The sequence below is a fragment of the Candidatus Nitrospira neuquenensis genome (assembly GCF_979578155.1).
In genome coordinates this window covers 110,369-128,402 of sequence record NZ_CEFZDU010000037.1, presented here as the reverse complement: position 1 = coordinate 128,402, position 18,034 = coordinate 110,369, and the positions used below count along the sequence as shown (strand labels likewise).

At 68.7% G+C, this 18,034-nt stretch carries 19 protein-coding genes; 8 read left to right on the top strand and 11 right to left on the bottom strand.

The genetic code is table 11. The features are described 5' to 3' along the window. Positions 1–14: 14 nt before the first annotated feature. The gene (locus tag AC1U7O_RS15840; RefSeq protein WP_479895841.1) at positions 15–1,067 is read right to left on the bottom strand and encodes an FAD:protein FMN transferase; all 1,053 of its coding nucleotides are present in this window, start codon (positions 1,065–1,067) and stop codon (positions 15–17) included. Then, on the bottom strand, positions 1,061–1,693 hold the full coding sequence (locus AC1U7O_RS15835) for a hypothetical protein (protein ID WP_479895839.1): 633 nt from the start codon (positions 1,691–1,693) through the stop codon (positions 1,061–1,063). Before AC1U7O_RS15835 ends, AC1U7O_RS15840 begins: the two co-directional genes overlap by 7 nt. A gap of 284 nt (positions 1,694–1,977) precedes the next feature. On the opposite strand from AC1U7O_RS15835, the gene AC1U7O_RS15830 reads away from it, so the two are divergent. From AC1U7O_RS15830 to AC1U7O_RS15795, 8 genes are all read left to right on the top strand, one after another. Beyond that, a complete protein-coding gene (locus AC1U7O_RS15830; protein WP_479895837.1) occupies positions 1,978–3,501 on the top strand; it encodes a porin in 1,524 nt (507 codons plus the stop codon). 61 nt (positions 3,502–3,562) lie between these two features. After that, on the top strand, positions 3,563–4,015 hold the full coding sequence (locus tag AC1U7O_RS15825; protein ID WP_479895836.1) for a hypothetical protein: 453 nt from the start codon (positions 3,563–3,565) through the stop codon (positions 4,013–4,015). After that, positions 4,000–4,698, top strand: a complete 699-nt coding sequence (locus AC1U7O_RS15820) for an FMN-binding protein (protein ID WP_479895835.1) — start codon at positions 4,000–4,002, stop codon at positions 4,696–4,698. Before AC1U7O_RS15825 ends, AC1U7O_RS15820 begins: the two co-directional genes overlap by 16 nt. A gap of 12 nt (positions 4,699–4,710) precedes the next feature. Next, positions 4,711–5,226 (top strand): hypothetical protein, encoded by a 516-nt coding sequence (locus AC1U7O_RS15815; protein WP_479895834.1) that lies wholly within the window; start codon positions 4,711–4,713, stop codon positions 5,224–5,226. 138 nt (positions 5,227–5,364) lie between these two features. Next, positions 5,365–5,577 (top strand): hypothetical protein, encoded by a 213-nt coding sequence (locus AC1U7O_RS15810; protein ID WP_479895833.1) that lies wholly within the window; start codon positions 5,365–5,367, stop codon positions 5,575–5,577. Positions 5,578–5,775: 198 nt separating this feature from the next. Continuing rightward, positions 5,776–6,507, top strand: a complete 732-nt coding sequence (locus AC1U7O_RS15805; RefSeq protein WP_479895832.1) for an HD-GYP domain-containing protein — start codon at positions 5,776–5,778, stop codon at positions 6,505–6,507. Between the two features lie 112 nt (positions 6,508–6,619). Beyond that, the gene (locus tag AC1U7O_RS15800) at positions 6,620–6,802 is read left to right on the top strand and encodes a hypothetical protein (RefSeq protein ID WP_479895831.1); all 183 of its coding nucleotides are present in this window, start codon (positions 6,620–6,622) and stop codon (positions 6,800–6,802) included. A gap of 9 nt (positions 6,803–6,811) precedes the next feature. After that, complete coding sequence (locus tag AC1U7O_RS15795) at positions 6,812–6,979, top strand: hypothetical protein (protein ID WP_479895829.1); 168 nt, start codon at positions 6,812–6,814, stop codon at positions 6,977–6,979. A gap of 344 nt (positions 6,980–7,323) precedes the next feature. Here AC1U7O_RS15795 and bfr (AC1U7O_RS15790) read toward each other — a convergent pair whose 3' ends face one another. The 9 genes from bfr (AC1U7O_RS15790) to mreC form a co-directional block, all read right to left on the bottom strand. Further along, entirely contained in the window at positions 7,324–7,803 is a 480-nt protein-coding gene (gene bfr / locus AC1U7O_RS15790; protein WP_479895828.1) for a bacterioferritin, read from the bottom strand. Positions 7,804–7,808: 5 nt separating this feature from the next. Next, a complete protein-coding gene (bfr, locus tag AC1U7O_RS15785; RefSeq protein WP_479895827.1) occupies positions 7,809–8,288 on the bottom strand; it encodes a bacterioferritin in 480 nt (159 codons plus the stop codon). Between the two features lie 222 nt (positions 8,289–8,510). After that, the gene (gene topA / locus AC1U7O_RS15780) at positions 8,511–10,832 is read right to left on the bottom strand and encodes a type I DNA topoisomerase (RefSeq protein WP_479895826.1); all 2,322 of its coding nucleotides are present in this window, start codon (positions 10,830–10,832) and stop codon (positions 8,511–8,513) included. Between the two features lie 88 nt (positions 10,833–10,920). After that, positions 10,921–12,042 (bottom strand): DNA-processing protein DprA, encoded by a 1,122-nt coding sequence (dprA, locus tag AC1U7O_RS15775; protein WP_479895825.1) that lies wholly within the window; start codon positions 12,040–12,042, stop codon positions 10,921–10,923. Between the two features lie 20 nt (positions 12,043–12,062). Then, a complete protein-coding gene (locus AC1U7O_RS15770) occupies positions 12,063–13,571 on the bottom strand; it encodes an Rne/Rng family ribonuclease (RefSeq protein ID WP_479895824.1) in 1,509 nt (502 codons plus the stop codon). A gap of 97 nt (positions 13,572–13,668) precedes the next feature. Next, positions 13,669–14,790 carry a rod shape-determining protein RodA gene (rodA, locus tag AC1U7O_RS15765; RefSeq protein ID WP_479895823.1) on the bottom strand — a complete coding sequence of 374 codons (1,122 nt, stop codon included), beginning with the start codon at positions 14,788–14,790 and terminating at the stop codon, positions 13,669–13,671. After that, entirely contained in the window at positions 14,787–16,625 is a 1,839-nt protein-coding gene (gene mrdA, locus AC1U7O_RS15760; RefSeq protein WP_479895822.1) for a penicillin-binding protein 2, read from the bottom strand. The genes rodA and mrdA overlap by 4 nt, the downstream gene beginning before the upstream one ends. Before the next feature lie 9 nt (positions 16,626–16,634). Further along, positions 16,635–17,150 carry a hypothetical protein gene (locus tag AC1U7O_RS15755; protein ID WP_479895821.1) on the bottom strand — a complete coding sequence of 172 codons (516 nt, stop codon included), beginning with the start codon at positions 17,148–17,150 and terminating at the stop codon, positions 16,635–16,637. Then, on the bottom strand, positions 17,147–18,028 hold the full coding sequence (mreC, locus tag AC1U7O_RS15750; RefSeq protein WP_479895819.1) for a rod shape-determining protein MreC: 882 nt from the start codon (positions 18,026–18,028) through the stop codon (positions 17,147–17,149). The genes AC1U7O_RS15755 and mreC overlap by 4 nt, the downstream gene beginning before the upstream one ends. Positions 18,029–18,034 lie beyond the last annotated feature (6 nt).

Here is an 18,034-nt window from a genome sequence, read left to right as displayed (position 1 = left end):
GCCGCGGCCGCGGCTCACTCCTGCGGCTCGATCCGGAGACGGTCCGTCAGCCCCGAGGACACGGTCATCCGCCCGGCCGCGTCCACGATGACGGCCTCCACGTCCGGCAGCCGCTCCACGAGCGCCATCGCCCGCTCCGGCCCCATGACGAAGAGCCCCGTGTCCAGCCCGTCGGCGTCCACGCCCTCCTTCGCGACCACGGTCACGCTTTGGCAGAGCCGGGAGGGCTTGAGCGTCCGCGGGTCCAGAATGTGGTGGTAGAGGACGCCGTCCTGCTCGAAGTACCGCTGGTAGTCGCCCGCCGTGGAGATGGCCTCGTCCTGCAGCTCCAGCCTGGCGAGGATCGCCCCCTCCTTCCGCGGGTGCTGGATGCCGAAGACGAACCGCTCCCCGTCCGGGAGCCGGCCGAAGGTCTTGATGTCCCCCGACAGGGCGACCACGCCGGCGGTGGCGCCGGCGGCCCGCATCGCGGCGGCGGCCCGGTCCGCGGCGAAGCCCTTGCCGATCCCGCCCACGTCGAGGCGCATGCCCGGCGTCGCGAGGTAGACCGTCCCGGCCGCCGCATCCAGGACGACGGCGCCGAGGTCGGTCAGCGGCGCGAGCGCGGCCAGCTCCGCGTCGGCCGGCACGCGCGGCTCGGCGGACACCCCCCAGAGGTCCACGGCCGGGCCCACGGCGATGTTGAACCCGCCCCCCGTCAGCTCGGCGACTTCCAGAGACTTCCTGAGCAGGAACATCGTGTCCGGGCTCACCCGGACGGGCTCGCGCCCGGCCGCCGCGTTGACGCGCGACAGCTCGCTGGCGGGGATCCAGGTGCTGAGAAGCTGCTCCAGCCGACGAATCTCCTCGAGCGCGGCGGCCGCCGCCCGGTGCGCGACGGCCTCATCCGGGGCCACGGCGGTCACGAAGACCAGCGTCCCCATCAACATCTGACTGCGCTTGACGGTGGCGGCCGCGGGGGCGTCGGGCGCGGATCGGCAAGCAGAAGCGGCCGCGCAGGCCAGGACGGCGGCCAGTACCCAGAGGATCGATCGGAGCGGCCGGCTCACCCGTGCGCGCCTCACCACCAGTGCCGCATGAAGTAGCGGGGCAGGTTGGGATAGGGCCGGACCTCGTAGAGGCGCGTCTGCGCCGAGGCCGGCTCGGGCAGCAGGGCGACGACCGGCCGGCCGGCCAGGAAGGGATGCCGCTCCACCAGCTCGCGCTCGGCCTCCGCCTGCTCGCCCTCCTCCTGCCGCAGCGAGAGCACGACCATCCGACCATACCGGGGCGACTCCAGCCCGAAGCGCCAGGTGCCCAGATAGGTCAGGCTGTCGGGGCCGACCTCGAACGTCGCGGTGAAGTCCGCCATGGAGACATGGGGGCCCTCGTGGATCTGGACCCTGGTCACCTGGTAGGACCCGGCGGGGAGGTTGAGGCGGAACGTGCGGTCATCGGACTGGAGCCACAGCCTGAACCGCGCCGACGTCTGGCGATGCTCCACCTCGATGAACTCGACTTGAGGCTCATACCAACGGGTGGTCGGCCCCAGGAGCAGGACGAGGACGCGGCCGAATACGATCGGACGGTCGGCCGCCAGCGACGCAGGGGCCGGCCCGAGGGAGGCTGTGCAGCCCGCGGCCGCGAGTGAGAGCAGGGCGCCCAGCCCCAAGGCCAGGCCGCCGCGGATGAACGGCGGGGACGACGGCGACATGCCGCCATTATACGGAAGCGCCGGCGGCGTTGCACCCCGCCCGGGGACCGGACGGCTTGAAAATGCCCCTTGACAGGGCACGGCCATGTAAGATATTAATAATCGTTCTCAATTTCAAATTTCGCTCGCGCGGTCGTCGGCGGCCCCGCGAGCCGCCACTCACCCCTGCGGAAAGGAGGTGCCCCGACCGGTCGAACCGATCACGGCGTCACAGGCAGCAGCAGAGGACCTTCAGAGTCCCGATTCTCACCTAACCACCCCAGTCATCACCAAGGAGCGAAGCAATGAGGACGTGGTTAATCCTCGGGGCTCTGGTCGTCTGTTCGGTCGCCACGGGGCAACCAGCCCGGGCCGAGGACAAGGCCCTCGAGGAGCGCATTCAAAAGTTGGAACAGCAACTGCAGGAACTCAGGTCGTTCGAGGAAAAGGAGCGGGAGAAGGAGCGGATGAAGGAGCCGCCGCCGCCCCTGCCCGAGGGGCAGAAGCCCGCCGGGACCGGTCCGATTCCGGAGATCGCGCGCGAGCGCCCGGGCGAAGAGAAGGTCCCCCTGTCCTTCTCCTCGACCGGGTCGGGCCGCCTGCTCTACGCCAAGCCCTTCTTGAGCGCACCCAAGGCCACGGTCGGCGGCTACTCGGACATCCAGTACAACGCCTTGACGCGGTCCAACCTGGATAACCGGAGCCGCAACACCTTCAACCAGGTCCGGATGATTCCGTTCATCTACTCGGACATCACCGACCGCATCAAGTTCGCGACGGAAATCGAGTTCGAGCGCGGCGGGACGAACAACAACCAGGCGGACGGCGAGATCAAGCTCGAGTTCGCCCAGATCGACTACCTGTTCAACGAGGGCATCAACTTCCGGGCCGGCATCATCCTGGTGCCGGTCGGCAAGTTCAACCTCCTGCACGACTCGCCGCTGAACGACCTGGTGGACCGCCCGATGGTGGACCGCCTGATCATCCCCACGACCTGGAGCGAGGCGGGCGCCGGCTTCTACGGCACGCTCTATCCGGGTCGCATGTCCAAGGTGGACTACGAATTGTACGTCATCAACGGCCTGCAGAACACGAGCAACGGCGTCCAGCAGGGGCCCGGGCAGGTCATCACCGCGCTGAACGGGATGCGGAACGCGCGCGGCAGCATGGCGCGGGACCCCAACGACGCCAAGTCCATCGTCGGACGCCTCGCCTACAGCCCGATGCTGGGCATCGAGGTCGCCGGCAGCGCCTACCACGGCCTCTACAACAACCGGAGCACCAACGGCGTCAACAACATCAACGGCAACGTGAGCATGTACGCGGTGGACTGGACCCTGCAGCGGGGGCCCTGGGAGCTCATCGGCGAGGCGGCCTGGGCGCGCATCACCGACAACTGCGGGCTGGGCGCGGTCGGGGCCCAGTGCGGCCCCTCCGGCATGTTCGGCTACTACATCCAGGGCAACTACCACTTCATGCCGGAGTTCCTCAAGCGGCTGGCGCCGAACCACTTCACGGACGCCTCCACGTTCACGGCGGTCGTCCGCTGGGAGCAGGTGGACACGGATACGACGAACATCACCAAGCAATACTGCCCGGTGGTGAGCTCCGTCTGCTCGTCCCCAGGCAACCCGCGCGACCTCCAGCGCCTGACGATCGGCCTCAACTTCCGGCCGATCGAGGACACGGTGTTCAAGCTCGACTATCAGTGGAACAGCCAGCTCGACACCAACGTCAACACCCGCACGACCAACATCCCGACCTCGACGAACGGGAACAACCGGATCGATGCGCAGGGCATCATGGCGATGGTGGCGACGTATTTCTAGCGTAACCGGGCGACCGTCCCGGCCACGGGACGGTCGCCGTTCCGAAAGGAGAATCTCCACGGTGGCTCGCTGGTGTCGTATCGCGGTGACGGGATTCCTGGTGTCCGCCTGCGCGACCATGGAAGGCGTCGAGGAGCGGTACCTCGTCTGCTCCTACAACCAGGTGTGGGACGCCGCGTTGGCGACGGTCAACGACCGTCCAGTCACCGTCAAGGACAAGGACAAGGGCCTGATCGAGACCGACTGGCTGGAGGTCCCCGCCCCGGGGCGCAAGTACGGAGTCCTGCGCCGCGAGATCGCCGATGCGCGGGACCGCAGCCGGTTGGTCCTGAACGTCACGCGCGTGGACTCCACCACCAAGCTGGTCGTGACCGAGACGCGCGAGAGCTGGAAATTCCGCGGCGGCTCCCGCCTGTTCGGCTGGCAGCCGGCCGAGCCCTCGGAAGAGGAGATGGAGGCGCTCATGCGCCGCTTCACCACCAAGCTGAAGGAGCAAGGATGCACGCCTACCTGAAAGCGGCCCCTGCGGCCCTGGCGCTGGCCTGCCTGTGCGGCGCCATGACGGGACTCCCGGCGGACGCGGCGGAGCGGATCTGGGACGACGAGCTCCGGCGCTACATCACCGAGGAAGAGATCGCCAAGTGGGGCGAGGTCTTCATGACGGAGGAGGAGGCGCTGAAACTGATGCTGCCGAACTCCGCCCGCATCCGCAAGGAGATGATCCGGCTCACGGCGGAGAAGAAACAACTGATCGAATCCCGCATCGGCTGGCACTTCCCCGAGCAGGAATTCGAGATCTACGTCGGCGAAACGGGCGACAAGGTCGACGGGTACGCGATGGTCACCAACACCATCGGCAAGTACAAGCACATGACCTACATGGTCGGCGTGGACGCGCAGGGCGAGATCACCAACGTCGAGCTGCTGGTCTTCCGGGACGCGCGGGGCAGCGAGGTCGGCCGCAAGCGGTTCAACTACCAGTATGAAGGCAAAACGGTTTCCGACCCGCTCAGGATCAACAAGGACATCATCAACATCTCCGGGGCCACCATGTCCGTCCGCTCCATGAGCGCGGGGGTCAAACGGGTGCTCGTCCTGATCGACGAGTTCTACCTCAAGCCCATCGGTCGGGGCAGCGATCAGGTCGCGGCCCGCCGGAAAGAGAAGGGCTTCTTGGACCTCATCTTCGGACGCTGACGGGCCCCGGACATGCGGAACTTCAACGCGCGCTTTCGGCTGACCGACACGGATCGCCACATCCGGCTCATCTACACGCTGTTCCTGCTCTTCACGCTGGCGGGGTTCGCCTTCAGCTTCTTCTGGGCCCACAGCATGACCAGCCTCTCCCCCCAGGGCATCGCCGACCATTACCGCGGGTCCGACGAGACCTTCGGGGAGCCGATGTCCTTCCGGGAGCTGGCCGAGGTCACGCACTTCCACCTGTTCACCATGCCCGTCACCTTTATCATCCTCGTCCACGTGCTCTACCTGACGGGCGCGAGCAACCGCGTGAAGGCGGCGACGACGTGGGGCGCCTTCCTCGGCGTGGGACTGGACCTGGCCTCGCCCTGGCTGATCACCTACGTCTCGCCCTTCTTCGTCCTGACGATGCTCGCGGGCGACGTGCTGATGGTCGCGACGTTCCTGGTGACCATGGTGATCCCGCTCTACGAGATGTGGGTGGTGAAGCGGCGCCTGGCGCCCTCGGTGCGGCAGACGGAGTAGAAGGGGCTTGACAGGGGCGCGAAGCCGGTATATATTGAGAATGAAAATCAAACGCAAAACCAAAGAGGCCAGAGGATCCCATCCCGGAGCCCGAAATCACCCGGCGACAGCCGGCAGGTCGCAGAGGGAGGCGCGGTGATGGGCGAGATCGTCAAGGATCGGACGACCGGGCTGCTGGGACGGCTGGCGGACGAGTTCCGCTGCGAATGCGGCCAGCTCATGGCCCGCTGGCAGGAAGCAGGCATCCAGCTCAAGTGCAAGCGCTGCCGGCGGCTGGTGACGATCCCCTTCTCCGAGATCGGCGGGGAGCCTCCCCGCCTCCTCTCCGGGGGCAAGGCGGCCCGCCTCTGAGCATCCAGGGCCGCGAGCCCGTCCCGCGCGCTGCGGCCCCCCGGAGCGCCGGCGATAGCATCCGAGACCACGCCCAGGGCTCCAGCCCGGGCACCGACACCCAGGCCAACGGACACCAGTCCAGAGCCCGCGACCGTCGTTGCGGTCGCGGGCTTTTTTATGACTCAAGATCGAGTCCTGCGGATCAAGGAGCACACCATGAGCTTGATGACAGGCCACCCCGGTAGCCCCGAGTCCGCTCTCCTTGCGCCCGGGCGGCCCCTCGCGTCCCTGCGCGAGCTGCTGGCGACGCTGGAGCGGGACGCCCCCGACCTACTCGATCACGGCCGCCGGACCGCGCTCTATGCCTCGTGGCTCGGCGCGGCGGTCGGGCTGTCCGCCCGGGAGCAGGAGGACCTCTTCTACGCCTCCCTGCTGCACGACCTGGGCAAGTTGGCGCTCCCGACGGCGATCCGGAACAAGCCCGGCGCCCTCTCGCTCGACGAGTACGTGCTGATGCAATGCCATCCGCGGGAGGGCGCCGAGGCATTGGAAGCCGCCACGGGCTTCCGGGCCGCCGCCGTCCTGATCGCCCACCACCACGAACGGTGGGACGGTCGTGGCTACCCCTACGGGCTCATCGGCCGGTTCATCCCGCTCGGCGCGAGGGTCCTCGCGGTGGCGGACACCTTCGACGCCCTGACCTCCGACCGGCCGTACAGCCGTGCGCGGTCCGTCGAGACGGCGCTGTCGCTGCTGCGGCTCGTCGCCGGCTCGCAACTGGACCCCGAGCTGGTCGAGCGTTTCGTCGCGCTCAAGCCCGAGCCGGTGGTGGTCAGGCCCGCGGCGCTCGCCCGCGGGCCCCATCGGGCTCATCCGGGGCGGGTCGTGCCGCCCGCCCAACGGCCCGCTGCGGCAGGCCTCTCGGCGCAAGCCGATCGCGAGCCCTGAGCAACGGGGCCGTCGCGGGGGCCTCGGTTCCTCCGGGCCCCCGCCCCTCCACGATGGAAGGCACCAAACAGCGGTCGGCCCAGAGCGGCCGGCCGCCTAGCAGGGAGCGTACATGAAAATTCTGGAGTGCCCGAGATGCCAGCGGATCAGTCTCGTCCCCACCGGGGCGTTCTGGGCCTGTGGAAGCTGCGGCTATACGATCACCCAGACGGCGCTGTGCGTCGAGCAGGCGGGCGGTCAGGGCAAGAGCAGGCAGCCGGTGGGGCGACGCGCGAGGGAACAGGCCGTCCCGTAGGAGGCCCCCATGCCGAAGCAGGCGTCGCGGCGGTTGTCCGGAGAGGGTAGCGTGATCCTCAGCCTGTCCGTCTCGCTGGGGATAGTCCTTCTGACTATCGCCGGGCTGTGGCTCTGGAAGCTGCTGGCGCCCGTCGCTGGCCTCATCCTCGCCGACGGCCCGGCGGATCCGCCGTAGGAAGGTCGGTCGGCCCGGGCCCCTCGGGACGATGAGCCGCCGGCCGCGACCGAGCGAAGATCCGTCTCATCGCGATCCCCTTCTTCCTGTGCGAGGGCGATCCGATGCTGAGGAAAGCCCGGTCCCTCCTCCATGATCACACGCCGGCGGGGATGATGCACTGGGCCGCACCGATGACCGAGAGCCGCCTCGTCGGCCGGATTCTGTTGGACCGGGTCGAGGCGCCGAGCCGGAAACCCCGCAGGAGCCACTCGTCGTGATCGGCGCCGGCACCACGAAGAAAGCGACCTCGACCGCCGGTAAGACCGACCTGGCCCGGACAGCTGTCGGAGGAACGTCGGACGTTACGCCCCACCGTGCTTGAGGTGCTCGCTGAGAAAGTGCTCCAGCCCCGTCTGCTCGATCGTCCGGAGCCGTGTCTCGAACCAGTCGATGTGCTCCTCCGTGTCCGTGATCATATCCTCGAGCTTGTGCCGGGTCGTGTAGTCGCCGACTTTCGCGCAATGCGCGATCGCCTCGCGCAGGATCGCCACATCGTCTCGTTCGAGCGCAAGGCCGCCCCGGAGAAGATCCGGGACCGTCCGGCCGGCCGTCACCGTCCCGAGGCGCTGCATGTCGGGCGCGCCCTCCAGGTAGAGAATATGGTCGATCAGGCCGGAGACGTGGCCGATCTCCTCCGCGGCGAGCTCGTGGAGCTCGTGCTGCAACCGCTCGTAGCCCCAGTGGTCGCAGAGCGACGCATCCAGGATGTACTGATGGATCGCCGTGAGCTCGTGCGTCAGCACCCGGTTCAGGAGGTCGAGGACGCCTTCTTTCGCCCTCATGCGGGCTAGCTCCCTTCCTTCGTGATCTGCTCGCTCAGGTAGTTCTCCAGGCCGACCTGCTTGATCAGCTCCTGCTGCGTCTCGATCCAGTCGATGTGGCCGTCCACGTCCTTGGCCATGTCCTCGAGCATGTGTCGGGTGGTGTAGTCCCCGACCTTGGTGCAGTGCGCCACCCCGTCCGACAGTATCTTGAGCATCTCCTGCTCGGACTTGAGGTCCGCCTTGAACTGCTCGGGCACCGTCTCGCCGACGTTGACGGTCCCCAGGCGCTGCATGTTGGGCACGCCCTCCAGGTACAGGATGTGTTCGATGAGCTGGTCCGCGTCCTTCATCTCGTCCAGGCTCCGCTCGCGGACCTTGTGGCACAGCCGCTCATAGCCCCAGTTCTCGCACATCTTGGCGTGCACGTAGTACTGGTTGATCGCGGTCAGGTTGGCCGTCAACAGCTTGTTCAGCAGGTCGATGACCCCCTCTTTGGCCTTCATGGGTGAATCCCTCCTTCCCGGTGGCGGTGAACGGCGAGGCAAACGGCGCCGGGCACCGGCGTCCCGTCCGGCCCCCTTGAACGCGGATTATGCACGGGGCGGGGCCGATGGTCAACTGGGAATATAAGTAGTAGTGACTATCATTATCAATTTCGACGGGCGGCGCGGCGCGCGGTCGAGCGGCCGAACCCGGCCGGGCGGGGGTTCACCGGCGCGGACGGCTCAGCCGACGCCCTGGTGGCCGCACTTGGGGCAGGAGCGGGAGGTGCCGCTCTCACGGCCGGTCTTCTCGACCATGAGGGGGAAGGCGCAGCTCGGGCAGGGCTGGTTGACGGGCCGGTCCCAGATCGCGTACTGGCAGTCGGGGTACCGGCTGCAGGAATAGAACACGCGGCCCTTCTTCGTCCGCTTCTGGACGAGGTCGCCGCCGCACCCCGGCTCGGGGCACTTCACGCCGAGGGGCAGGGGCTTGGTCGTCTTGCATGCGGGATAGGCCGAGCAGGCGATGAAGCGCCCGAACCGGCCCGTCTTGATGACCATCGGACTGCCGCACTTCTCGCACTTCTCGTCCGTGGCCTGATCCTGTCTGGCGAGCGGCTTGATCGTGCCGTCCGCCAGTTTCTCGAAGTTCGTCGTGTTCTTGCAAGGCGGGTCGTCCTTGTACCCCGGGCAGGCCAGGAACATGCCGTTCCGGCCCCACTTGATGACCATCATCCGCCCGCACTTCTCGCAGGGCACGTCGGTCGGCTCCTCCTTGCCCTTGACGCCTTCCATCGTGCTCTCGGCCAGGCCCAGGTCCTTCATGAAGGGCGTGTAGAACTCCCGCACGGTCTCGACCCAGTCCTTGCCGCCCTCCTCGATTTCGTCCAGTTCCTCTTCCATGCGGGCGGTGAAGGCCACGTCGAAGACATCCGGGAAGTGCCGGACCAGCCGCTCGTTGACGATCCGACCCAGCTCGGTCGGTTTGAACCGGCCTTCCTCTTTCTCCACGTACCGCCGCTCCTGGATCGTCGCGATGATCGCCGCGTAGGTGGAGGGCCTCCCGATCCCCTTCTCCTCCAGCTCCTTGATGAGCAACGCCTCATTGTACCGGGGCGGCGGCTGGGTGAAGTGCTGCTTGGACACGACCCCCGAGGTCTCCCCGCGGACCAGCTCCAGCTCCTCGCCCACCGCCAGCACCGGGAGCTGACGCCCCTCCTCGTCCTCCGGCTCCTGGGCCACGCCGACCTGGGCGGCGCTCCCATCGCCCCGCGCCGCCTCCTCTCTGGCCTCCGAGTAGAGGACGCTGTAGCCCGGGAACTTGACCACGGTCCCGCTGGCGCGGAACAGGTGGACGCCCGCGGCGATGTCCACCCGCGTGACCTCGAGCTGGGCCGGCGTCATCTGCGAGGACAGGAACCGGTTCCAGATGAGCTTGTAGAGCTGGTACTGGTCGCGGTCCAGGAACGGCTTGATTTTGTCCGGCTCGCGGGCGACGGCGGTGGGCCGGATGGCCTCGTGGGCCTCCTGGGCGGCCTTTTGGGTCTTGTAGACGTTGGGCTGCTCGGGCAGGTACTCCCGGCCGAAGCGGTCGTGGATGAAGGCGCGCGCCTCGGCCAGCGCCTCGGCGGCGACCCTGGTGGAGTCGGTGCGCATGTAGGTGATCAGGCCGACCGGCCCTTCCTTGCCGATCTCCACCCCCTCGTAGAGCTGCTGGGCCAGCATCATCGTTTTCTTGGGGCTGAAGCGCAGCTTGCGCGCCGCCTCCTGCTGAAGCCGGCTGGTGATGAACGGCGGCAAGGGGTTTCGCTTCCGGTCCTTCTTCTCGACGGCCGAGACGACGAAGCGGGCCCCCTCGAGCGCCTCCACGACCCGCCGGGCCTCCTCGCCCGTCTTGATCTCCGCGGGCCGGCCCTGGATCTCGTGCAACCGCGCCTCGAAGGGCGGCGGCACGTGGCCGCGCAGCGTGGCGGTCACGGTCCAGTACTCGACCGGCCGGAAGGCCTCCCGTTCCGCCTCGCGCTCGCAGATCAGCCGCACCGCGACCGACTGGACGCGCCCGGCGCTCAGGCCCCGCCGCACCTTGTCCCAGAGGAGCGGGCTGAGCTTGTAGCCGACGATCCGGTCGAGCACGCGGCGGGCCTGCTGCGCGTTCACCTTCTTCGTGTCGATCTGGCCGGGCGACTGCAGCGCCCGCCTGATGGCCGACTCCGTGATCTCGTTGAACAGCACGCGGTAGATGGCGCCCCGCGCGCCGTTCAGCTCCCCGGCGATGTGCCAGGCGATCATCTCCCCTTCCCGGTCGGGGTCGGTGGCCAGGAAGACCTTGTCCACCTCCTTCGCCTTCTTCTTGATCTCGGCGAGCACCTTGCCCTGGTTGCGGTCTTTCCGCCGGATCACCACGTAGTCCGGCGCGAAATCCCGGTCCACGTCGATGCCGAACTTACTGGCCGGCAGGTCCTTCACGTGCCCCACGGAGGGCAGCACGGTGTAGCCCCGCCCCAGGTACTTGGTGATGGTGCGGGCCTTGGCCGGGGATTCGACGATGATCAGCGCTTTGGCCATGACTTGCTCGGGTTCAACGCGGGCCGCCGTTGCCGGCCCGCGACGGGGCTGTGATATATACCGCGCCCTCTCGGGAATGCAAGGGTCATTATACCCGAACGCAGGACGGACCTGGTAAACGACGCGCCAATCCCTTCAGCTCGAGGGCAAGCACCGCCGCGGCCACCGCGGCGGCGGGCAGGCCGACCCTGGCGATCAGCTCGTCCATCGGGACCGGCTCGGAGGAGAGCGCCTCGTGGACCGTCCGCTCCTCCGCGTTGAGCGCCGGGGCGGCGCCGGCGGCCGGCCGTTGCGCGAGCCGCGCGAGGAACGCCTCGTCGAGCTGGGCGCGGACCTCCTCCACGATGTCCTCCACCGTTTCGACCAGCTTCGCCCCCTGCTTGAGGAGGCCGTTGGTCCCGCGGCTGTTCTCCGCGCGGGGGGAGCCGGGCACGGCGAACACCTCCCGCCCCTGCTCCGCCGCGAGCCGCGCCGTGATGAGCGAGCCGCTGCCCAGGTCAGCCTCGGTGACGAGCACGCCGAGGCTGAGCCCGCTGATGATCCGGTTCCGGCGCGGGAAGTGGTAGGCGTGCGGCGGCGCGCCCAGCGGCAGCTCCGACAGCACCGCGCCGTGCGCCTCCACCCGCTCGCGCAGCCCCCGGTGCTCCGGCGGATAGGTTCGATCGATCCCGCAGCCCAGCACGGCCAGGGTACGGCCTCCGCCGGCCAACGCGCCGCGGTGGGCGGCCCCGTCGACGCCGCGCGCGAGGCCGCTCACGACCGTGAACCCCAGCGCCGCCAGCTCGCGGCTCAGCGCCTCGGTGAGGAGACGGCCCTCGGCGCTCGCGCGCCGCGACCCGACGACCGCCACGGCCCACCGGTCCTCCTCCGCCAGCGCGCCGGTCAGGTACAGCAGCGGCGGCGGGTCCGGGATGGTCCGGAGGCGCGCAGGATAGGCCGCATCCAGCCAGGTCAGGACCGTGCAGGCGCCCCGCTCCAATTCCCGCAGCTCCCGGTCGAGCGCCTCGCGGGTCTCGCGGTCCGGACCGGTCCGGATCGCCGACAGGACGGCTCCGTCCAGGTTCGCGGCCCCGGCCAGTTCCTCCGGCGAGGCGGCCAGCACCGCCTCCGGGGAGCCGAGGGCCTCGACGAGGCGGCAGCAGGCGGCATCGCCCAGGCCGCGCACGGCGCGGAGGGTCAGCCAGGACCGGAGTGAGGCGATCGGCTCCATGGAACAAGGGCGGTCGGCGCTCAGAGAACGACGAGGTCGTACTGCTCGAGGTGCAGCTCGGGGTCGGCCCTCACGACTACCCGGGTCCGGCATTCGCGCTCCAACGCCTCGAGCCCCTGCCGCTCCTCGTCGAACAGGAGCTCGGCCACGGCGGGGTTGACGCCGACGACGATCTTTTGGTCGTCGGGCAGGTCGCCGATCTTGCGGATCTCGCGGAACAGTTCGTACACGACGGACGTCGGCGACTTGGTGTAGCCGCGCCCCTCGCAGTAGTGGCAGGGCTGGGACATCGTCCGGAGCAGGTCCTCGCGGACCCGTTCGCGGGACAGCTCGATCAACCCCAGGTCCGAGATGCGCGTGATGCGGGTCCGGGCCTTGTCGGTGGCCATGGCGTCCACCAAGGCCTGGTAGACCCGTTCCCGGTTTTTCTCACGCTCCATGTCGATGAAGTCGATGATGATCAGCCCGCCGATCCCGCGCAGCTTGATCTGGTAGGCGATCTCCTTGACGGCTTCCAGGTTGTTCTTGAGGATGGTTTCCTCCTGGTCGCGCTTCCCCACGAAACGGCCGGTGTTGACGTCGATGACGGTCATCGCCTCCGTGTGGTCGATCACGATGTGTCCGCCGGACTTGAGCCAGACCTTCCGGCTCAGCGCGCGCGCCAGGTCCACCTCGATGCCGAGGTGGTCGAACAGGTTCTCCTCCTTGTCGTAGAAGGTGATCCGGGAGGTCTGCTCGGGCAGGAACTTCTGGACGAAGTCCTTGACGGCCTCGTACTCCGGCTTCGAGTCGATCAGGAGCCGCTCCACCTTCTTGGTGAACAGGTCGCGGACGACCCGGAACGCGAGCGACAGGTCGGAGTGGACCAGACAGGGCGCGGGGCGGTTGTCCCGATTCTTGACGACCTCCTGCCAGACCGCCGTCAGGAACTCGACGTCGGAGCGGAGGTCCTCCTCCTTGACGCCCTCGCTGACCGTCCGCACGATGAAGCCGTACCCCGGCTTGCGGAGCCGCTTCATGATCTCCTTCAGGCGCGCCCGCTCCTCGTCCTTCGGGATGCGGCGCGAGACGCCGACGTGCTCGACGCCCGGCATGAACACCAGGTAGCGGCCCGGCAGCGAGATGTACGTAGTGACCCGTGGCCCCTTCGTCCCGATGGGCCCCTTGGAGATCTGCACCATCAGCTCTTGGCCCTCGTGCAGGAGCTGCTCGATCGGGCGGCTCGTCTGCCGGCGCGGGCGCGGCATCTCCGGACCCTTGTCGTCCTCCTCGGTGTCCAGGAGCGTGTCGCCGGGCTCGGTCTCCAGCGAGAGGTCGGAGACGTGCATGAACGCCGCCCGGTCCATCCCGATGTCCACGAAGGCCGCCTGCATGCCCGGCAGCACCTTGGCGACCCGCCCCTTGTAGATGTTGCCGACGTAATCCTTGTTCTTGGCGCGGTCGACGAAGAACTCCGTCACCACGCGGTTGTCCAGGACGGCCACGCGGGTTTCCTCCCGCGTGACGCTGATCGCGATTTCCAAAGCCATGAGTTCTCCCCTGCCGCCCGCGCGCGCCCGACGCCGCCGCGCGGCGGACGGCTCATCTAAACGGTGATCGGACGGCCGCGCCGCCCGGTGATCGTCGTCAATAGAACAACGTCAGGCGTCGCCGCTTGACGTTCAACAGCAAGCCCAGCGCGGCCATGGTCGCCACCATCGCGCTGCCCCCGTAACTCATCAACGGCAGGGGGATGCCGACGATGGGGAACAGCCCCGTCGTCATGCCGATGTTGACCAGGACGCAGAACCCCAGCATCGCCACGACGCCGGCGGCGATCAACGCCCCGAGCACGTCCTTGGCCTTCGAGGCGATCTCCATCGCGAGCAGGAACAGCCCCATGAACAGCGCGAGCAGGGCCAGGACGCCCACGAAGCCCCATTCCTCGGCGAAGACCGCGAAGATGAAATCCGTGTGCCCCTCGGGCAGGAACTTGAACTGGCTCTGCGTGCCGCCGTGCAGGCCACGGCCCAGCCACTCCCCCGACCCGATCGCGATCCGGGACTGCAGCCCATGGTAGCCCTTGCCGGCGGGGTCGTAGTCCGGGTCCACGAAGGTCATGATCCGCTCGCGCTGGTAGTCGTGCAGCGAGCCCCAGACCATCTCCCAGGCGAAGGGAAACAGCATGAGCGACAGGAGCACCAGCACGCCCAGCGCCTTCGACCGGATGCCGACGAGCAGGACCAGGGCCACGTAGACCGAGAGGTAGCTGAGCCCGCTGCCCAGGTCCGGCTGCTTGAGGATCAGCAGCAGGCCCGGCATCATGATCAGGCCGGGCAGCACGACGCGCTGCAGCCAGCCCTCCCGAGGCTTGCTCGCGTAGTACCGGGCCAGGACCAGAATCAGCACCAGTTTGGCGAACTCCGACGGCTGGAAAGCGACGGGGCCGAGGGGAATCCAGCGCTGGGCCCCGCGGCTCGTCTTTCCCACGACCAGCACCAGCGCCAGCAGCCCGAGCACGACGGCGTACAGGACGTAGGCCAGCCGGCAGATCTCGTGATAGTCGAACAGGAGCATGGCCAGGAACGCCCCGATTCCCACCAGAATCCAGGCGACCTGCTTGAGGTACAGCGGCGCCCCCGCGGCCTCCTGCGCATGCGTCACGCTGTGGATGGTCAGCACCCCCGCGCCGAGGATCGCTGCGACGACGGCAAAAAACCGCCACTCGAAGGTGTCCACCATCCGGCTGTCGGCGAGACGATCGATCACAGCGACTCCACGCCGGCCGCCCCGCCCGCCTCGGCCTCGATCGTGACGTAGGCCTCGATGAGCTGCCGGGCCAGCGGGGCCGCGGCCGAGCCCCCGTGCCCCATGTGCTCGACCAGCACCGCGACGGCGATCCGCGGCCGGTCCACCGGGGCATAGGCCACGAACCAGGCGTGGTCGCGCAGCTTCTTCGGCACCTGCTCCTCGGGACCGGTCCGCAGGGCGGCGGTCTGGGCCGTGCCGGTCTTGCCCGCGATCGTGACGAGGGGGGACTTGGCCCGCGTCGCCGTGCCCTTGGTCACGACGTCGGTGAGGGCCTGCCGGATCAGCTCCATGGCGGAAGGCTTGATCGTCAGCGCCTCGATCGCCGTCGCGGGCAGCGCCCGCATCCGGCCGGTCTCCCGCTCCATCACCGCCCGCACGACGTGCGGCTTGTATCCCCGCCCCTCGTTCGCCACGAGCGCGATCACCTGGGCCATCTGCAGGGGCGTGACGGTCACGTACCCCTGGCCGATGGAGGCGGAGATGGTCTCGCCGGGCAGCCAGGCCTCGCCCTTGGCCCGCACCTTCCAGGTCGTGGACGGGACGATCCCGACTCGCTCGGAAGGCAGCTCGATGGCCGTCTCCCGTCCGAGGCCGAACCGCCCCGCATAGGCCGCGATCGTGTCGATCCCCATCCGTTGCCCCACCGTGTAGAAGAACACGTCGCAGGAATGGGTGATGGCCTGCCTGACGTCCACGGCCCCGTGCCCACCGGCCTTCCAATCCCGGAAGATCCGCTTCCCGAAGGGGTAGCCGCCCGAGCAGTGGATCTTCGTCGCCGGGGAGATCACGCTCGCGTCCAACGCCGCGGCGGCCATGACGATCTTGAACGTCGAGCCGGGAGGATACTGGCCCTGCGTGGCCCGGTTCGTGAGCGGCCGGCCCTCGTCCTGGACCAGGGTCGCCCACTGCTGGGCCGTCAGCTCGCGGGAGAGCAGGTTGGGGTCGAAGGACGGCCGGCTCGCCAGCGCCAGCACCTCGCCGTTGCGCGGATCGAGGGCCACGATCGCCCCCGTCTCCCCGCCGAGGAGGTCCTCCGCCAGCCGCTGCAGCCGGAGGTCGATGGTCAGGTAGAGATCGTCTCCCGCCGTCGGCCGCTCCACGGACAGACGCCGCTTCTCGTGGCCCAGCGCATCCACCTCGACGGTCTTCTCCCCGGTCTTGCCGCGCAGCATCCGGTCGAAGGTCTTCTCGACCCCGTACTGCCCCACGATGCTCCCCTGGTGCAGGGTGCCCGTCTCATCCCGTTCGAGCTGCTCGGCCGACACCTCGCCGACGTAGCCGATGAGGTGCGCGGCGGACTCCCCGGCTGGATAGTTCCGCCGGGACTGCGGCTGCACCATGACCCCCGGCAGGTCGAGCCGGTGCGACTCGATCAGCGCGGCCTCTCTGAGGGTCAGCCGGTCCTTGAGCTTGATCGGCACCAGCCGGCCCCGGCGCTGGGCCAGCTTCTTCCGCAGCAGGGCCTCGTCGAGCCCCAGCAAGTCCGCCAGGCGGGCGACGAGCGCCGCCTGATCCTTGACGTCCTCGATCGTGACGTAGAGCCCGAAGCTGGGGACATTGTTCGCGAGCAGGACCCCGTTCCGGTCGTAGACGAGGCCGCGCGCCGGTTCGAGGAGCACGGTCCTCGTCCGGTTGTCCTCCGAAAGGCCGCGATAGTAGGCCCCCTCGCTGATCTGGAGCTGGGCGACGCGCAGGGCGAGCCCGATCACGAGGAGGATCACCCCCACCTTCGCGATCGTCAGGCGACGTTGAAGGTCCCGCAGATCGTCGTAGGCGGCACCGTATTCGGACATGGCTCGATCCTACACACCCAGGCGCAGGCCGTCCTCCCGCGCCCCCGGGCAATCCCTCCGTCGGATCATGAGAAACCAGTAAAGCCCGGCCCCCAGCGCGGCGTCCATCAGGGCCTGCGGCACGGCCACCGAGCCCACCGTCACGAGGGGAACCGCGATCCCCTTGCCCATGCGGAGCGCGAGGAGGAACAGCGCCGAGGCGCAGAGCGAGAGGCCGAGGACCGCCAGCCCGACCGCCCGTGTCGTCGGGTGGGTCATCTGCCCCGCCAACAGCCCGGCACCCAAGCCGGCGGCGCCCTTGGCGGCCAGGTTCCCCCCCCACCCTCCGGCGGAGAAGAGATCCTGGCCCAGCCCCAGGGCCATTCCCATGAGCAGCCCCTCGAGCTCGCCGTTCAGGAACCCGATCAGGCAGGCCGCGACCAGACAGAGATCCGGCCGGACTCCGAAGACGTCCAGATGCGGGAGCAGGCTCGTCTGCGCGGACACCAGGCCGAGCGCCAAGACCAGGTAGAAGGCGGGCTTCATGGGCGCCCTTCCGCCACGCCGGAGGACGGGGCCGCCGGCACCGCCGCGTCGAGCGTCCCGGCCGCCGGGACCGCAGTCACCACCAGCACCTCTTCGAGCCGCGAGACGTCCACCGACGGCAGCAGCTCGGCGGATTGAAAGAGCTCGCCCTCCGCCTTCTCGATCCTCGTGACGGTGCCGATCGGCAGCCCCTTCGGGAAGACGCCTTCGAGCCCCGAGGTCACGACCAGGTCGCCCTCCCGGACCGAGGACAGCAGCGGGAGGTATTTCATGCGGGCGCGCCTGGCCGGAGTCCCCTCGACGATGCCCTCGTCCCTCGTCCGCTGCACCAGCCCCGCGACCGCATTGTTGGGGTCCGTGATCAGGAGGACGACGGAGGTCGCGGGCGTCGTCTTGACGACGCGGCCGACCGCGCCGGCCCTGGTGATCACCCCCATCTCCGTCCGGACGCCGTCGCGCTCGCCCTTGTCGAGCACGAGTCCGCGGAACCAGTTCGTGGAATCCCTTCCCACGACCTGGGCGGCCACGGTCCCCGGCTGGAGGGAGGTCTTGAACGAGAGCAGCGCGGCCAGGCGCGCGCCGGCGGCGGCCGCCTCCCGGAGCTCGCCGAGCTGCCCCTTCAGGGCCTGGATCTCCTGTCGGAGCCGCCGGTTCTCCTCCGCGACGCGGCGAAGGGCGACGTAGCCGTCCCACGCATCGCCGGCCTTGCGGTTCAGGTTCGCCAGGGCGTTGACGGGAAGAGCGGTGACCTGGGCGAGCGGTCCGCCGACGAGCTGCAACAGGTTTTGACTCTGACGAGGGAGCACGAAGACGATCGCGAGCAGCAGGCCGAACAGGGCCAGCGTCACCCGTCTGGTTCCGGAGGTCGTTCGAAACATGGCCAT

Bases quoted from the DNA above. Each gene is read 5' to 3' on its own strand.
- AC1U7O_RS15835 (WP_479895839.1), bottom strand. From the start codon at position 1,693: ATGTCGCCGTCGTCCCCGCCGTTCATCCGCGGCGGCCTGGCCTTGGGG.
- AC1U7O_RS15830 (WP_479895837.1), top strand. From the start codon at position 1,978: ATGAGGACGTGGTTAATCCTCGGGGCTCTGGTCGTCTGTTCGGTCGCC.
- AC1U7O_RS15820 (WP_479895835.1), top strand. From the start codon at position 4,000: ATGCACGCCTACCTGAAAGCGGCCCCTGCGGCCCTGGCGCTGGCCTGC.
- AC1U7O_RS15815 (WP_479895834.1), top strand. From the start codon at position 4,711: ATGCGGAACTTCAACGCGCGCTTTCGGCTGACCGACACGGATCGCCAC.
- AC1U7O_RS15810 (WP_479895833.1), top strand. From the start codon at position 5,365: ATGGGCGAGATCGTCAAGGATCGGACGACCGGGCTGCTGGGACGGCTG.
- AC1U7O_RS15805 (WP_479895832.1), top strand. From the start codon at position 5,776: ATGAGCTTGATGACAGGCCACCCCGGTAGCCCCGAGTCCGCTCTCCTT.
- AC1U7O_RS15800 (WP_479895831.1), top strand. From the start codon at position 6,620: ATGAAAATTCTGGAGTGCCCGAGATGCCAGCGGATCAGTCTCGTCCCC.
- AC1U7O_RS15795 (WP_479895829.1), top strand. From the start codon at position 6,812: ATGCCGAAGCAGGCGTCGCGGCGGTTGTCCGGAGAGGGTAGCGTGATC.
- bfr (WP_479895828.1), bottom strand. From the start codon at position 7,803: ATGAGGGCGAAAGAAGGCGTCCTCGACCTCCTGAACCGGGTGCTGACG.
- bfr (WP_479895827.1), bottom strand. From the start codon at position 8,288: ATGAAGGCCAAAGAGGGGGTCATCGACCTGCTGAACAAGCTGTTGACG.
- topA (WP_479895826.1), bottom strand. From the start codon at position 10,832: ATGGCCAAAGCGCTGATCATCGTCGAATCCCCGGCCAAGGCCCGCACC.
- dprA (WP_479895825.1), bottom strand. From the start codon at position 12,042: ATGGAGCCGATCGCCTCACTCCGGTCCTGGCTGACCCTCCGCGCCGTG.
- AC1U7O_RS15770 (WP_479895824.1), bottom strand. From the start codon at position 13,571: ATGGCTTTGGAAATCGCGATCAGCGTCACGCGGGAGGAAACCCGCGTG.
- mrdA (WP_479895822.1), bottom strand. From the start codon at position 16,625: ATGTCCGAATACGGTGCCGCCTACGACGATCTGCGGGACCTTCAACGT.
- AC1U7O_RS15755 (WP_479895821.1), bottom strand. From the start codon at position 17,150: ATGAAGCCCGCCTTCTACCTGGTCTTGGCGCTCGGCCTGGTGTCCGCG.
- mreC (WP_479895819.1), bottom strand. From the start codon at position 18,028: ATGTTTCGAACGACCTCCGGAACCAGACGGGTGACGCTGGCCCTGTTC.